Here is a 15806-nt window from a genome sequence, read left to right as displayed (position 1 = left end):
CCAAGGGATGGAGGGAGTATGCCCCCATCCCTTTTAAATTTATGTCAGGCGAGTGATAGCTTTACTAATTTTTGCTTCTGAGACCTTTTCCGCTGTGCCTAATCGCTGAGCAAAGAAACTGACGCGTAACTCCTGGATGAGCCACTGAATATCTTTGACCTCACGTGACCGTCGCCGCGCTGGGGGGAGGTTCTCGATGCGAAGTGATAACTGATCTTCAAGCTTTTCAATTCGATGCTGATACTCTGCATCTCGATCGGGGTTGGCCGCCATATCATCGAGCCGATATTGCATGGCTTTGAGATACCGGGGAAGGTGTCGCAGACGTCTTATCCCATAAATCGTTAGCGCTTGTGCTGGTAGCAAGAACGCTAATTGCTTCCTCATATCCTCGATGGCCTCGCCGGTCCAGTTGTGTAGCTCTGCAGAAACAGCCAAGTATTCGACCAGTCCTGGTGCAATATCTACAATCATCCTGCGCACCCTAGACGGAGCATCATTTCTGATGAGAGCCTCTAATTGCTGGTATCTCTCTGGGTCTCGCACCGGGCCACCGTGATCGATAAGTGCATCTCGAATTGCTGCGATACGAGCATCGTTGACGAGTCCGTGCGAACCTCCATGGGGATAATTCTCCACCGCTACCCGTTGCTTGAGACTAAGTCCATTAAGCATCCTTTGATCGTTGACGTTAATGGCCCGCATCAACAGGGTCATCGTACTGGTCATCATCGCCTGCTCAGCTTCGGCCCGGGTGCCCATCGCCTGAATAGCTACGCCCTTTTCAGTAACTACTAATGCGGGATAGGTGGTCACGGGCAGTCCGTCGACCGTGGCAGCCGCTTCCTCGGCGATAGTTCCTAAAGTGTCGGCAGCCCACGTCTGTGAAATGCGGGTATTGACGTTTTGGGAAATATTTGCCACGGAGGACTTGATTTGATCCGAACGCCGCTTTTTTAGACGAGTGAGATTGCGGTCGTGGTCAATGACCTTCCCGCGACGATCGATCGCGGCGTAATTCACTTTGAGGTGATCAGGAACTTTTTCCCAATCAAATGCGCTAGGGCTTAAACCTTGGGCATCTAACTTTCCTAGTTGCTCTGATAACTGTGCGGTTAACGGAGTAGAAAGTCTGGCATCGAGGAGGGGGAGAACTTTTTTCGCAAACTCTGGAGCTGGAACGATTTGTCGCCGCAGAGGTTTGGGTAGCGATCTGATTAATTCAGTGATGAGCTCTTCGCGTAGACCAGGAACAAGCCACTGAAATGGATCTGGGTCGAGTCCAGCCAGCAGCGGCACCGGGACATAAACCGTGAGGCCATCATTATGGCTGCCGGGATCGAACTCGTAACTGAGTTCCAGCTTCATATCTTTAAGGTGCCAGAAGCTTGGGTAAAGGTCCTCGGTGATATCGCGGGCTTGTTCGTTGACCAAATTCTCGGGATCGAAGTCTAAAAGATGCGGATTTTTCGCCCGATTCCGCTTCCACCAATTATCAAAAGAGCGCCCCGAAGCAATATGTTCAGGGATTCGTTGCTCGTAGAAATCGAAGAGCGTGTCTTCGTCCACGACGATATCGCGTCGGCGAGCGCGGCTTTCGATGTCCTGTGCGCGGTCAAGTTTTTCCCTATTCTCGTGGAAGAAAGAATGGTGAGTGGTCCATTCGCCCTGTACCAGAGCGTGGCGAATGAAGATATCCCGGGCAGCTCGCAGATCAACTCGGTGATAGGGGACAAGCCGGTCGATGACAACAGGAACTCCGTAGAGAGTGGACTTTTGGTACGCCATCGCTGCCGTCTTTTTTGCCGACCAATGCGGCTCCGAATACTGATGCTTGAGAAGCGGGCCACCTAACTTTTCCACCCACCGTGGATCTAGTTCCGCAACATCGCGGGCCCAGAGACGCGACGTTTCTACGAGTTCGCCAGCCATCACGCACGGCGCCTTCGAAGAACTGAGCGCGGATCCGGGGAAAATCATGAACCGAGTATTGCGGGAGCCTCGGTATTCTTTGCTGTCCAGCTCTCGTATACCGATATGGGAGAGAAGACCCGATAATAGAGATTGGTGCAAGGCATCAGTCTGATTTTGGTCTATGAGCAAGTCGTGTGACTGAGAAAGTCCCTGCTTTTTTCCCCGAACAAAATCACTGAGCTCCTGCACAGTAGATAGGTTCCACCCTAATTGGGAGCAGATATTTATCAGCTGGTGAACTAAGTCAAACCATTCTCTAATGCGCATATAGTTGAGATATTCTCGGGATACACGCTTGCGGAATTGGTTGCCAGATAATTCTTGGCGAATCGTTGCCAGATATTCCCACAGATTGAGATAGGTCGAGAAGTCGGATTTCTTATCTTTAAATCGGGCATGGAGTTGATCCGCCTGAGCTTGGCTGTCGAGGGGACGCTCGCGAATTTCTTGGATACTCATGGCAGCTACGACGATCAGGGCCTCTTTCAGGCACCCCAGTTTATACGCTTCAACGAGCATACGGGCCATACGTGGGTCGAGCGGGATGCGAGCCACGTCTCGACCAATTGGGGTAAGTTTATAGCTCCCATTTGCTGTTTCCGTCTGTTCGAGGGCGTTGAGTTCATGCAGCAGCAATACTCCGTCCCGGATGGCCTTGGTATCGGGGGCTTCGATAAAAGGGAATTCCTCGATATCGCCAAGGTCGAGAGCTGACATTTGGAGAATAACGCTGGCTAGATTCGTTCTCAGAATTTCAGGATCGGTAAATTCGGGGCGAGATTGGAAATCTTGCTCCGAGTACAGCCGTATAGCTACACCGTCGGCTACACGTCCACATCGGCCGGATCGTTGGTTAGCGGAAGCCTGGGATATCGGTTCTATAGGCAGCCGCTGGACTTTGGTGCGAACCGAATATCGCGAGATTCGTGCTGTGCCAGTGTCAATCACGTAGTGAATCCCTGGAACTGTGAGGGATGTTTCGGCGATATTGGTTGCTAAGACTATGCGCCTGATGGAATGTGGGCTAAAGACCTTGTGTTGCTCATTATTAGATAGGCGTCCGAAGAGCGGAACGACCTCTACACGTGGCCACCCTCGGCCCTCAATTGCCTCGAGTGCTTCTCGGATATCGGCCTCGCCGGCGAAGAAACATAGGATATCGCCCTCACCGTAGCCCATAAGTTCCTCGATAGCGAGAAGAAGCCCATCGAGAGGATCCACTTCTACCGTTCGATCTGCTTCGACCAATTCCAAGGGGCGGTAGAGAATGTCCACGGGGTAGATTCGCCCCGATACCTCAATAATGGGTGCGGGCTTATCAGGCGAGGGTCCAAAATGACGCGCGAAGCGTTCGGGATCAATGGTTGCGGAGGTGATAATCACCTTAAGGTCTGGGCGCTTAGGCAAAAGCTGTTTGAGATAGCCGAGCAGGAAGTCAATATTGAGACTCCGCTCGTGTGCCTCGTCGATAATGATGGTGTCGTAGTTGTTGAGATAGCGGTCTCGTTGCATTTCGGCCAGCAAGATACCGTCCGTCATCAGTTTGACAGCGGTCGCTGGCCCAACCGAATCGTCGTAGCGGATGGCATAACCCACGGTTTCGCCTACACGTTGGCCGAGTTCTTGGGCTATTCGTTCCGCTACGGTTCGTGCTGCTAGTCGACGGGGCTGGGTATGCCCGATGAGCCCCCGTCGCCCGCGCCCTAAATCTAGGCATATTTTGGGCAATTGCGTGGTTTTACCTGAGCCAGTTTCGCCAGCGATAATAACGACCTGGTGATCGCGGATCGCTGCCGCTATATCGTCTCTACGGCCGGAAACAGGAAGGCTAGCAGGGTAGACAATGTCGGGTACGAGCATACTGCGCGAATGGACGAGTTTTTCGGCGCGGGTGATATCATTCTCGATCGCACAAAGGGCCTTCAGGCTGCGTGCTTTTTTAAGTCTGATACCAAAAACTCGGGCATCACTTAGGCTCACATTATCCAAGCGAGCTCGAAGCGTATCTCTTAGCTGCGAGTGCGCTGGATCTAGCTGTGTCTGATTGCGTCGCCGGCGACCTCGCTGATTTGTGTTGTGGTCATGTGATGTAGGTATAGACATAGTTGCTAAATCACTTTAGTGTATGGAAAGGGTGGCGCCCATTTTAAGGGCCTCACATTGAGGGGTGGTGCCAGCAGTGGTGAAAGTTTTTGGATACCCTTATATCCGTATTCGTATTTCACGTAACAGGAAGGCATAAATCATGACAGACAAGCACGAGCCACCATTAGGTGAAGATCCAGGTTCTGAGGGTTTCCAGCACCCGGAGAATGCTCAACCGTATAGCGAAAATCCATATGGCTACTACGGTGATGGCACCTCAGCCGGCTTTTCCGATCCTGTCCAGGATCGGCCAGATAAGATCAACCCCTACACTGAAACACGCATGGTGACTCGGGACAAGGGCCTCGATATCATGATGGCCTTTAGCTACGCCTTCAAGGCTACGTTTGCTAAGCCTTTACTCTGGATCGGCGGGGCGGCGCTCTTTCTCCTGCTGAGCCTGATTGTCGGTATAGCGTACGGTGTCTTAGGGTTTTACAGCTCAGGTGGGATGATCGCTGACCCCAACGCGGTTGATGGAGCTATCTATGAGGTACAAGCAGAGGATTCGCTGAGTTCGACCCTCCTCACATTTGGGATCTCCCTAATCATTGCTGCACTTTCCCCATTCTTGCTGGCTCTCCTCCTTGACCAGATTGATGGTCGCCCATTGAGCTGGGCAGGAATGAAAGAGCGCACTAACTATGTTCCTGTTTTCCTTGTGGCGCTTCTTGTAAGCCTGATTATTCAGGTACCAACGCTTCTCATTCAAGTAGCTCTCGGTGCTAACTCCTCCACGATGTTTGTTGATCCAGAAACTGGCCTCCCCACAGTGGCCATTGGGGCTCTTATTACGACCGTGTTGGTTTCTAACTTGTGGCTCTTTATTGCCTCGCTGTTCTTAAGCTTCTGTGAGTATTTGGTTGCTGATCGCCGCGATTCGGTAATTGGTTCCATCGGCACGTCAATCTCAATTGTTCTGAAGAACTTTTTCCCAGTTTTAGGAGCCACCCTTCTCATTGGTTTAGTAGCCGGTCTGGGAACTATCGTGACCTGCGGTTTGGGCGCAGTCATTCTGTTGCCCGCCATATACCATTTTTCCGTGCATATGTATCGGCAGCTTGCTCACGGAGAGTACCCGGAGATGTAGAAAAAAATTGCCCGCCTATGCGGGCAATTTTTTTACCTGATCCCAGGACGCTGGTGCCGAATATCATCAAAGGCGCGGGTAATAAGCTGTCCTAGGAGTTCGAAGTCAGTGGTACGTATTGAGGAATTTCTAAACGCTAAGCCTACCTCTCGCGAAGCCGTGACTCCCTCGGCAAAAGATGCTGTGGCCACATGCGTTCGAGAGCACTCGATTGCTTCAGCGGATTCGGGAATGAGGGTAGCTCCCATACCTGCGGTAATGAGCTGTAAAACGGTGGTTAGGGACGCCACGCGAGTTTCTTTGTATGTTGTGGGTAAAAAGTTATGGTCAGCCTGGCGGCACAAGTCTACTACTTGATCCCGGAGACAATGGCCATCATCAAGGAGGAGGAGCGATACATCTTTGAGGTTCTCCAATACTAAGTCGTCGCGCCCGGCTAGGGAATGATCAGCAGGAACCACCATGAGAAAGGACTCTGTGTAGAGAGAAATCTCATGCAGACCCGCTGTATTCGTAGGTAAAGCTAGTAATGCGCAGTCTATGGTGCCATCTCGCAACTGGTTAATGAGATGGTGTGTTTGATCTTCAACGATTTGGAGTTCTAAATTGGGATACTCTTCTCGTACTTTCGTAAATATCTGCGGCAAAATATAGGGTGCGATGGTGGGGATAATACCTAAAGAGAGGGGGCCGGTAAGCGTGCCTGAGGCGCCGTGAGCGTGGGCGATAAAGGTGTCTGCAGCGTCTAAGGTAGCCTTGGCGAGTGGGAAGAGCTTCTCGCCGGCTGGAGTAATAATAACTCGCCTGGTGGAACGCTCAATCAGTTGTACTCCTAAGCCTTGTTCGAGAGCAACGAGGGCTTGTGAGAGCGAGGGTTGGGAGATATTTAATTTACTGGCCGCTGTACCGAAATGTTTATTCTCCGCAATAGTGACGAAGGTGCGAAGCTGGGCGAGGGTAGGCCGATACTCTTTGTTCATCATAGCTATAGACAATAGCAAAGGAAGTATTATTTTCAGTTGATCTATAGCAGAAAATTAACAATGAAAGTCGATATTTTGAGTTGAGTGGGTAACCCTGGGTGAGGGAACCCAGTTAGCAAGATTGATAGTCAAAACCTTTTTCTCCATTCTTTAATTATAGGTTCAGTCGTTAGCGCAATGTGTCTATCGGATGTAAGATATCAATGGAGAGCCGGTTCATCGGCCGACAGTTTCAGAAACCATCCGCTTGAAGGAGCATACCCATGGCAGTTTTGTCTATTGGCGAAAAATTCCCCGAATTCAGTCTCACCGCACTCAAAGGTGGCGACTTGCACGATGTCAACGCCGCCTCACCTGAAGACTACTTCGAGACTGTTTCCCTCGACGCATATCAAGGTAAGTGGAAGGTAATTTTCTTCTACCCCAAAGACTTCACCTTCGTGTGCCCAACCGAAATTGCTGCTTTTGGAAAGCTCAACGAGGATTTCGAAGATCGCGATACCCAGGTACTCGGTGGTTCCGTTGACAACGAGTTCTCCCACTTCAACTGGCGAGCACAGCACGAAGATCTCAAAAGCATTCCTTTCCCGATGTTCTCCGATATCAAGCACGAGTTGGTTCGCGCTCTCGGTGTTGAAAACGCCGACGGCGTAGCTGATCGGGCAACCTTTATTGTAGATCCTGATGGATATATTCAATTTGTCACAGTGACTCCAGATGCCGTGGGTCGCAATGTTGACGAGGTCCTGAGGGTTCTTGACGCTCTGCAGTCGGAAGAAGTTTGCGCCTGCAACTGGCAAAAGAACGATCCGACCAAGAGCATCGATCGCTTCTCCGTTCTTCAAGAAGGCCTGAAATAATATGAGCATTGACAACCTCAAGACTTCGGTGCCGCAATTCGCTAAGGATCTTAAACTCAACGTGAGTTCGCTCGCGCGTGCTTCAGTTCTCACTGAGCAGCAAAAGTGGGGTACCTTCTTAGCTGCAGCAGCAGCATCCCGTAATGCTGTGGTACTACAGGAAATAGCTGCTGAAGCTAAGGAAAATCTGAGCCCCGAAGCGTATGAAGCAGCGTTTGCTGCAGCTTCTATTATGGGCATGAATAATGTCGCTTATCGCGCCAAAGGGTGGCTCGGCGACGATTATGCCCAGGTCCGCTTAGGCCTTCGCATGAATGTCATGGCTAATCCCGGAGTGGACAAGTCAGATTTTGAACTATGGGCCACCGCAGTTTCGACCATCAACGGCTGCGAACACTGCACGATTGCGCATGAGGACATTCTGCGTAAAGAAGGGCTCAGCAAGGAGCAAATCTTCGAGGCCATCAAGATCGCAGCAACCGTTCACGGGCTAGCTCAAGCTTTCGATATCGACGAAATTCTCAGCTAGTACAGCAAACGCCTGAAATCTCCTTGGTCTTCCAACCGAGGAGATTTTTCCTTTATCCGACAAAATCGATCGAAGCAAAGCGTACTTCGCCCGCCTCATCTGAGGCATCGAGATCGACATGAGCTATGAAACGGAAAGCCCGATCATCCTCGGGATCCTTGAGGATTTGGGTGGCCTTCATAACCCTGCCTTCCTCCTTAAGGTGGAAGTAGTCACCGCTGCGCGCCGCGGAACTTGTGTCTATATCCGCGTACTCGTCAAAATAATTATCCATCCAAGCCCCAAAGTCTGGTTGAGGGCTTAAATAATCGGTCATGGTCTCGAGCTCTGCCTCTTTCTCCCAGGCGAAAAGCGACAGCAACCGAAACATTGCATTGCGCACCATAATGCCGAAGGCACGACGATTAGCGCTGACTGCCGTTGGATCTTCCACTCCAAAGGCTAATTCCTGCTGGAGAGTCACTTCGGAGATAGGCGCGTCAGGATCTGCCATTTGCGCCCATTCGTCGACAAGAGAAGAATCGACTTGGCGCACTACTTCGCCGAGCCAAACAATAATATCGTCTAGCTCCTCATTGAGAAATTCAGTCGGCACTGAATGTCGTAGTGTGCGCCAGGCGTCCGTGAGATAGCGCAAGATGACCCCTTCTGCGCGGGCCAAAGAATAGGTGGCCACCAGATCCGAGAACGTCATGCCTTTCTCTATCATTTCTCGCACGACCGATTTGGGTCGTAGCTCGAATTCTCGTGCCCAGGGGACCTCCTGAGCATAGAGCTCGTAGGCTTTTTCTAACTCTTCCGCTAGCGGTTTGGGCCACGTAATATCCTCAACTATGGCCATGCGCTCGGTGTAGTCAACCCCCTCTGCCTTCAATTCCGCGATTTCTTCTCCTCGACGCTGCTTTTGCTGTGCAATCAAGAGGACTCTGGGGTCTTCCAGAATCGCCTCATACGTACTCACCACATCAAGAGCAAAGGTGGGGCTATCCGGGTCGAGGAGTTCCAGAGCCGCCATTGCAAAAGGACTCAATGGTTGATTGAGGGCGAAATCTCGCTGGAGCTCTTGGGTAAGAATATAGCGTCTCCCCGTGGCATCTAGGGTTTCAAGTCGCTTGGCGATCCCAGCATCCAAGAGACTGCGGAATAGCTCGAGAGCTTTGAGAATATCTTTGTTTTGCTTGCCGCGCCGGTCGTGATTACTGCGCACTAAATGGCGCATATGCTCAAATCCGTCACCCTCGCGGGACAAAATATTAATCAGCATGGAGGTGCTTACTCTGAACTGACTGCGTAAACCCTCAGATTCCGCTTCGATGAGTCGTTCAAAGGTCTTCTTAGTCCAGGTAATTTCCCCATCACGTGCAGACTTTTTGCGTAGCTTCCTGATTTTCGCAGGATCTGCACCTGCGCGTTCTCGCATCCGCCAATTCTCAATTTCATGTTCGGTTGCCTCAACGACCACGTAGCCAACAGAGTCAAAGCCTGCTCGACCCGCTCGACCCGCTATCTGGTGGAACTCCCGGGATGCTAAAATGCGCATCTTAGAGCCGTCAAATTTAGCTAATCCCGTAAAGAGTACCGTGCGGATTGGGACATTAATGCCCACGCCGAGTGTGTCTGTTCCGCAGATAACCTTCAGTAGACCCGTTTGCGATAATTTTTCCACTAAACGCCGATATTTCGGCAACATGCCAGCATGGTGCACTCCAATTCCACGCCGCAATAGTGAAGATAGAGTTTTGCCGAAGGTGGTGGTGAAACGAAAATCACCTATCTCTTGTGCAATCTTCTTTTTCTCTTCAGCATTGACTATGGACAGGCTGGTTAGGGATTGCGCTCTCTCAATGGCATCGCGCTGGGTAAAATGTACAACATAGACAGGAGCCTTGGAGGTACTCAGAATATTCTCAATTGTCTCATGAATGGGGGTGTAGACAAACGAGAAATCAAGCGGAACCGGACGCTTTGTATCTTGACCGATGAGGGAGGTTGTCCGACCAGTTCGGGCGCTCAAATCCTCCCTTAAAAAGCGAGTCTCGCCCAGAGTTGCAGACATAAGCAAGAATTGGGCTTGTGCCAATTCGATAAGAGGTACTTGCCACGCCCAACCACGATCCGGCTCGGAGTAATAGTGAAATTCATCCATTACTACTAGGTCTATATCTGCATCTTTACCCTCACGCAAGGCAATATTGGCAACAATTTCTGCGGTCGCGCATATGATCGGAGCGTTACCGTTGACAGTGGCGTCGCCAGTCATCATGCCGACAGATTCCGCGCCAAAAATCTCACACAGAGCGAAGAATTTTTCATTAACTAAAGCTTTAATGGGGGCGGTGTAGAAACTACGCTGGCCGCGAGCGAGAGCAATGAAGTGTGCTGCAATTGCCACCATTGATTTCCCACTTCCTGTGGGGGTTGCAAGGATAACGTTATCACCAGCAACTAAGCTGAAAGCTGCCTCATCCTGAGCAGGGTAGAGGCTAATTGAGCGGGACGTAGCCCATTGCTGGAAGGAGTCATAGATAACCTCATCAATGAGAGAATCAGGCACCTCCGCTAAATCGGGCAATACCTCGGTCAATTTCATAGCCACCCTCGCTTACGACTTAGCTGTTTAACTCAGAAAAGCTCTTTGAACTAAATTATTCAGATTTATCATCTTCAATGTCCTGCAAAAAACGTTCAAACTCAGCACCAAGCTTCTCTGCATCAAGAATCTCGTTGCCGAGAAGGGAAGCACGTCCCCGTTCGGATTCGATTTTCTCTCGGTAACGCGCCATCGACTCATCATATTGGTGCTCAAGATGTTCTACGATACTCAACATTTCAGGATGAGACTGCACTTGCTCCTGGATCATGGCAAATACCTTAGGTATATCCTCCTTCAAGCTTCCCAACGGTAACTCCAGGTCCAATGTATTGGCGGCCTCCTGAAGAAGGGTAAATGTTGCCTCGGGATAGTCAGAGGCTGCCACGTAGTGGGGAATATGTGCTGTATAGCCGCCCACTTTCCGCCCGGAATCCGCCAGCGCCTTTTCGATAAAAAGCGATGCTGATCCCGGTACTTCTAAGCGTGTATCAAGGGTGTAGTGCTCAGCGAGTAATTCCTGTGAATTGCCGTGCGCGCTTAGAACCAGGGGACGTGTGTGGGGAACTGTCATAGGAACGGCGTAGAGGCACAGCGTGCGGGAGACATTAAACTGCTCGACCAAATCGGCAATGACCTCACTAAAGGCCTCCCAACGTAGATCTGGTTCGGGACCGGACAACAGAAGGAAGGACTTATTCTTCGTATCTTTGAGCACATGAAGCGCCAGCATGAAATCGTCAATATGGGCGACCGAGTTATTGTCCACCGTTACTGTAGGACGGCGGGAGCGATAATCTAAGAGCTCGTCACTGTTAAAGGAAGCGACGAGATGATGCTCTAATGCGGCCAGAAGATGCTCCGCGCTGTCACTCACAGCGGAGCCGGCATCGGCGAAGCCATCGAGGGCAATAATGAGAGAGGGGCCCTCGTTCCTCGCCGCAGAAAACTCCGGAGCAGGAAATTCGAGTTCATATATGCGCTTTTCCATGGCACACCTCCCTAGTAGATAGTTAAAGGTCAATTCTAGCCGATTTAGTCAAACACTGAGTTTTTCTTAAAACTACCTCGTTATCCACAATTATCCGGACCCCACGACGCTCCGCCGCGCGGGGACCAACACGAGGCGCTCTGATGGATATATGAAACCATTCGACGCTGCAATATTCCTGTCCAGCCTTTCGCCATACCTTGGAGCTCCGTCAGATAAAAGGATAGTTGTAGCGGCGCTTGATGCTTCGCACTCCATTGTGGCGGTATTCGCCCTCAGAGATACCGAAGCCGTCCCAGAGCTAGCAGAGAAAATATCGGCGATGGCTCCACGGTATTGTTTCGGTCTCATCATCCACGGCGAGCTAGATCCTGGCCCATTGCTCAAATCTCTCCACCCACTCCGTCCTCTCGATGGCTGCTGGCTCATCCCTTCCTTGAGCGCCGGTGAGCGGTACCATCTTGCTTTTACCGATAAGAAATCCAATCTCAAGCAAAAGGGTTTTATCACTGGTCGCATCCCAACTTCCGCTGCATCCACGGAAGCTAAAAGTAGAAAGATGGTGGCTCGCGCTCAGGTTGATCCCGACACTCTGTTGAATCGCTGTCACGACCTAGCGACCATTCTTCTCAGCATCGAAGCGGATCCTTTACGGCCGATCACTGATTGCGATATAGATGTGCTCGCCCAGTTTATGGGGCATATAACCCTACGAGACGCCGTTCTTCGAGTGCTCTTTATAAGCCCCGGAGCGGCCATAAAACTTGCCCACGAGGTGGCAGCGCGGTACGGCGGAGGTATTCGGGCAAATGCCCTATGTTGCGTGAACCTTGCCCACTGCATCGCCAACCCAAATGATGAGCGCGCCGTGGGGGAGTTGGACCCTCATCACCGACTTAGTCAACTCATATATGAGTGTTATACAGCAGGTAAAAAAGAAGAGCTCATCGAGGCCGCAAAAAGAGGGTGTGACCGTACCTGGCTTAACCTCCTCAAAAATGGCCGCGCTGCCGCCTAGCTACTGTGCGCTTGATCTCCAAGGTTGGAGGTAAACGCCCACGCATCTTCTATAATGGTGCGCAGGTCCTTATGCTCTGGTTTCCAGCCCAGCTCTTTCTGAGCTTTGCTCGAGGATGCAATAAGCACAGCTGGATCCCCGGCACGTCTGGGCTTAATTTCTGCAGGGATCGAATGACCAGTAACCTCTCGGCAGGTATCTATGACTTCTTTGACCGAATAACCATCACCAGAACCAAGATTGAAAATCCTGTGGGTGAAGGGAGTATTACTCTCTAGTGCAAGGGCATGTGCTTGGGCTAAGTCAAGAATATGGATATAGTCGCGAATACAGGTACCATCTGGGGTCGGCCAATCGTCGCCGAAAATCATGATCTTTTCACGATGCCCCATAGCAACCTGGAGGACGAGCGGTATTAAATGGGTTTCAATCTCTCGGTTTTCTCCGATAGGTCCATAAGCTCCGGCTACGTTGAAATACCGCAGTGACGTGGCTCCCAAGCCATAGGCATGAGCATACGAAGAAATAGCATGATCGATCGCTAGTTTCGTGGCCCCGTATGGGTTCGTCGGCGAAGTAGGCATATCTTCGGTGATGGGCACCTCATCGGGTTCACCGTAGGTAGCAGCCGTGGAACTAAAAACCAGGTTATTAACCCCATGGCGTCGCATGCTGTCGAGAATGCCAAGAGTGGTGATGACATTACCGTGCCAGTAGTCGTGAGGTTTTTCTACTGATTCACCTACAAGGGAGCGAGCTGCGAAGTGGAGGATGCCGTCGATACGCCCAGAAGCGAGCACGGGATCAATGAGGTCAGCCACATCGCCTTCGTGAAGCTGCGCCTTCTTGGGTACGGCCTCGCGGTTTCCGGTGGAGAAATTATCGATAATGACAACCTCGTGACCGCGTTCTATGAGGTACTGGGCGCACACGCTACCTACATAGCCTGCGCCTCCGGTAACTAGGAGTTTCAAACCCTTGGCCTTTCTAGTGTCTAGAGAGCTTCAACCCGAACGGCGTGAGCCATCTCCTCATCGAGGTGGATCACCTTGTCTCCCTTTATCAGAGAGATGCCCCCATCTTCGCGGTGCTGGAGTTCTACCGTGGTTCCCACAGTCATCTCCGCGTCATACAACATTTTGAAATAATGTGGGTCTACTTGGAGGATTTCATTAATTTGAACGATGCGCACCTGCTGAATAGTGCTGATATTCCTAGTATCAGTGGCACGGACCCCCGGACCTGCGGGCTCCTGAAGGTGAACACCGAGCTGCTCAAGCCCTGGGATGGGGTTGCCGAAGGGTGACCGTTCGCAATTGCCAATCACTGAAATAACACGCCGCTCAACTTCTTCGCTCATAACATGTTCCCAGCGGCACGCTTCTTCATGCACCTTATTAATGTCGAGGCCTAAGATATCGACAAGCAGGCGCTCGGCCAGGCGGTGTTTACGCATGACAGAAATGGCGAGTGCTCGCCCCTTCACAGTCATCTGGAGGCTGCGATCGCTAGCGACAACGACGAGGCCGTCGCGTTCCATACGGGCAATAGTTTGACTCACTGTAGGTCCGGATTGTTCGAGGCGCTCGGCAATACGTGCCCGTAGGGGAGTGATCCCTTCTTCTTCTAATTCGAAGATGGTGCGCAAATACATTTCAGTAGTGTCAACGAGGTCTTTCATGGCTTAGCCTTCCATTCGCAGTGAGTCACCACCAGGGCGCTTTTCCCAATAATTATAGGTGGAATTTATGCTCGGGTGAATTTTAATAGTAAACAAAATGTGGGATGACCCACGCAGAGGTCTCGTGGAATAAATAATAACAACAAAAGCCCCAAGGCGGAGAAGTGGTGTCCACCACACCTAGCACAGGCACTAAGGCTGGCACATTCAGGGCGTTAATCAGACGTTAATCAGGCGTCGAACAACCTTGAGAAAAGGGTTACCCCCAAGGGGATAACCCGATCGTCTTATCTAGTGGGCATAGGCTCGTAATTTTTCGGCCCGATCGCCATCGCGCAATTTCCGCATGACTTCGCGCTCGATCTGACGTACCCGCTCCCGCGAAAGCCCATAACGGCGCCCAATCTGATCGAGGGTGCGAGGAACGCCATCATCGAGCCCATAACGCATTCGGATCACATCTTGTTCGCGCTGCTCTAGGGTGGAGATTACCTCTCTAATATCGGCATGTCGCAGGGTAGCAACCACCGAAGCTTCTGCATCTGCAGCCTCAGAGTCCTCGATGAAATCACCTAATGGAGCTTCCTCATCCGCGCCCACCGGCATATCAAGCGAGACGGGATCACGCGATTGGCGTAGAAGCATCTCAATCTTTGAGGCATCAATACCCGTTTCCTCGGCAAGCTCTTCGTGGGTAGCCTCGCGCCCGAGGTGCTGATAGAGCTCACGCTTGGTTCGCGAGAGCTTATTAACTTGCTCAACCAGATGAACTGGAAGGCGAATAGTGCGCGACTGATCCGCCATCCCCCGGGTAATCGCCTGCCTAATCCACCACGTTGCATACGTGGAGAATTTGAAGCCTTTCGAATAATCAAATTTCTCCATGGCACGGATGAGGCCCAGGTTTCCTTCTTGAATGAGATCAAGCAGAGGCATCCCGCGACCGGTGTATCTTTTGGCTAAGGAAACAACTAACCGCAGATTAGCTTCCAGGAGGTGTGATCGAGCCTTTCGCCCGTCGCGTACTAATACTTTCAAATCGCGTTTCATGGCTCGGGTGAGGGGACGTTCGGCCGATTGCAGGAGATGCTCGGCATACAGACCGACCTCGATAGTTTGAGCGAGGTAGACCTCATCTTCCGCGTTAAGCAGGGCGGTCTTGCCAATACCATTGAGATAGACACGAACAAGATCTGCGGAGGGGTTATCATTGGTTTGTCCCCGTCGCGAGCGGGTATCCACTTCTGGACGGGGGTCGTCGAGAATATTTTCCTGCACAGCATCATCAGTGTTCTCGGTGTATTTAGCAGCCGTCATCGACTTGTGCCCCGCTTTCTCCGTCTTATACTCAAGCACGCTACTTTACTCACAGCGATAAACTAATCTGAAGTAGATGTGGTAGCGACGTTTCTATATTTAACAACGGGGCATCGATGGATTTTGTTCCCCTAGGCCGAATGCGCGCCTACTTCTGGAAAAAAATTATTCCCTTCGCTGTCACAGTGTGGCTCGAGTATCCACGAGAACCGTATACGGCCCCTCATTAACACTCTCCACCTGCATATCTGCCCCGAATACCCCCTGTTCGCAGGAAATACCGCGGTTGGCGAGCTTCGAAACTACAGCATTAAAGAGGGCACGCGCTTGCTCAGCGTGAGCGGCATCGGACCACGAAGGTCGCCGCCCTTTTGCGGTTCGTCCTAAAAGGGTGAACTGGGAAACAAGGAGAACTGGGGCTGCCAAGTCCGAGATGCTACGCTCGCCCTTGAGAATTCTCAGTTCTGCTATCTTGCGCACCATCGTGTCAACGTCAGATTCATCGTCAGTTGCTGCGACACCAATAAGGGCCAGTATGCCGCCATATTCCGGACACGAAATCTGGCCAACTATGTGGCCATCTACCCTAACTTGAGCTTCGCTGACACGCATTAAAACTGCCCTCATA

12 protein-coding genes are annotated in these 15806 nt (G+C 51.3%); 4 read left to right on the top strand and 8 right to left on the bottom strand.

Annotated elements, in window-relative coordinates:
• Window positions 1-39 precede the first annotated feature (39 nt).
• The gene (gene hrpA / locus N7326_RS01240) at window positions 40-4077 is read right to left on the bottom strand and encodes an ATP-dependent RNA helicase HrpA (RefSeq protein ID WP_263088024.1); all 4038 of its coding nucleotides are present in this window, start codon (window positions 4075-4077) and stop codon (window positions 40-42) included.
• A gap of 142 nt (window positions 4078-4219) precedes the next feature.
• On the opposite strand from hrpA, the gene N7326_RS01235 reads away from it, so the two are divergent.
• Window positions 4220-5209: a hypothetical protein gene (locus tag N7326_RS01235; RefSeq protein WP_259076474.1), complete on the top strand. Its 990-nt coding sequence runs from the start codon at window positions 4220-4222 to the stop codon at window positions 5207-5209.
• A gap of 32 nt (window positions 5210-5241) precedes the next feature.
• Here N7326_RS01235 and N7326_RS01230 read toward each other — a convergent pair whose 3' ends face one another.
• Window positions 5242-6192: a hydrogen peroxide-inducible genes activator gene (locus N7326_RS01230; RefSeq protein ID WP_259076476.1), complete on the bottom strand. Its 951-nt coding sequence runs from the start codon at window positions 6190-6192 to the stop codon at window positions 5242-5244.
• Window positions 6193-6455: 263 nt separating this feature from the next.
• Here N7326_RS01230 and N7326_RS01225 point away from each other — a divergent pair, with 263 nt between their 5' ends.
• The gene (locus tag N7326_RS01225) at window positions 6456-7052 is read left to right on the top strand and encodes a peroxiredoxin (protein WP_259076477.1); all 597 of its coding nucleotides are present in this window, start codon (window positions 6456-6458) and stop codon (window positions 7050-7052) included.
• A 1-nt stretch (window position 7053) separates the two neighbouring features.
• On the top strand, window positions 7054-7581 hold the full coding sequence (locus N7326_RS01220; RefSeq protein WP_259076478.1) for a carboxymuconolactone decarboxylase family protein: 528 nt from the start codon (window positions 7054-7056) through the stop codon (window positions 7579-7581).
• 52 nt (window positions 7582-7633) lie between these two features.
• Here the strand turns inward: N7326_RS01220 and N7326_RS01215 are convergent, their stop codons facing one another.
• Together N7326_RS01215 and N7326_RS01210 are read right to left on the bottom strand one after the other, a co-directional pair.
• On the bottom strand, window positions 7634-10171 hold the full coding sequence (locus tag N7326_RS01215) for a DEAD/DEAH box helicase (RefSeq protein ID WP_259076480.1): 2538 nt from the start codon (window positions 10169-10171) through the stop codon (window positions 7634-7636).
• A 55-nt stretch (window positions 10172-10226) separates the two neighbouring features.
• Window positions 10227-11162 (bottom strand): PAC2 family protein, encoded by a 936-nt coding sequence (locus N7326_RS01210; RefSeq protein WP_259076488.1) that lies wholly within the window; start codon window positions 11160-11162, stop codon window positions 10227-10229.
• 151 nt (window positions 11163-11313) lie between these two features.
• Between N7326_RS01210 and N7326_RS01205 the strand changes: the two genes are divergently transcribed.
• Window positions 11314-12180 carry a DUF4192 domain-containing protein gene (locus tag N7326_RS01205; RefSeq protein WP_259076491.1) on the top strand — a complete coding sequence of 289 codons (867 nt, stop codon included), beginning with the start codon at window positions 11314-11316 and terminating at the stop codon, window positions 12178-12180.
• Here N7326_RS01205 and galE read toward each other — a convergent pair.
• The 4 genes from galE to dtd all read right to left on the bottom strand — a co-directional run bounded on the left by galE (window position 12177) and on the right by dtd (window position 15805).
• Window positions 12177-13154 (bottom strand): UDP-glucose 4-epimerase GalE, encoded by a 978-nt coding sequence (gene galE, locus N7326_RS01200; RefSeq protein ID WP_259076493.1) that lies wholly within the window; start codon window positions 13152-13154, stop codon window positions 12177-12179. The two genes, N7326_RS01205 and galE, sit on opposite strands and share 4 nt — an antisense overlap.
• 20 nt (window positions 13155-13174) lie before the next feature.
• Complete coding sequence (locus tag N7326_RS01195; protein ID WP_259076495.1) at window positions 13175-13861, bottom strand: metal-dependent transcriptional regulator; 687 nt, start codon at window positions 13859-13861, stop codon at window positions 13175-13177.
• A 291-nt stretch (window positions 13862-14152) separates the two neighbouring features.
• Complete coding sequence (locus tag N7326_RS01190) at window positions 14153-15178, bottom strand: sigma-70 family RNA polymerase sigma factor (protein ID WP_259077095.1); 1026 nt, start codon at window positions 15176-15178, stop codon at window positions 14153-14155.
• Window positions 15179-15358: 180 nt separating this feature from the next.
• Window positions 15359-15805, bottom strand: coding sequence for a D-aminoacyl-tRNA deacylase (dtd, locus tag N7326_RS01185; RefSeq protein ID WP_259076500.1), 447 nt, complete (start codon window positions 15803-15805; stop codon window positions 15359-15361).
• Window position 15806 lies beyond the last annotated feature (1 nt).

The sequence above is a fragment of the Corynebacterium sp. ES2794-CONJ1 genome (assembly GCF_025660615.1).
Taxonomy (GTDB): Bacteria; Actinomycetota; Actinomycetes; order Mycobacteriales; family Mycobacteriaceae; genus Corynebacterium.
Note: the sequence above shows the minus strand (reverse complement) of the source record. Positions and strands in the feature narration are given on the sequence as shown.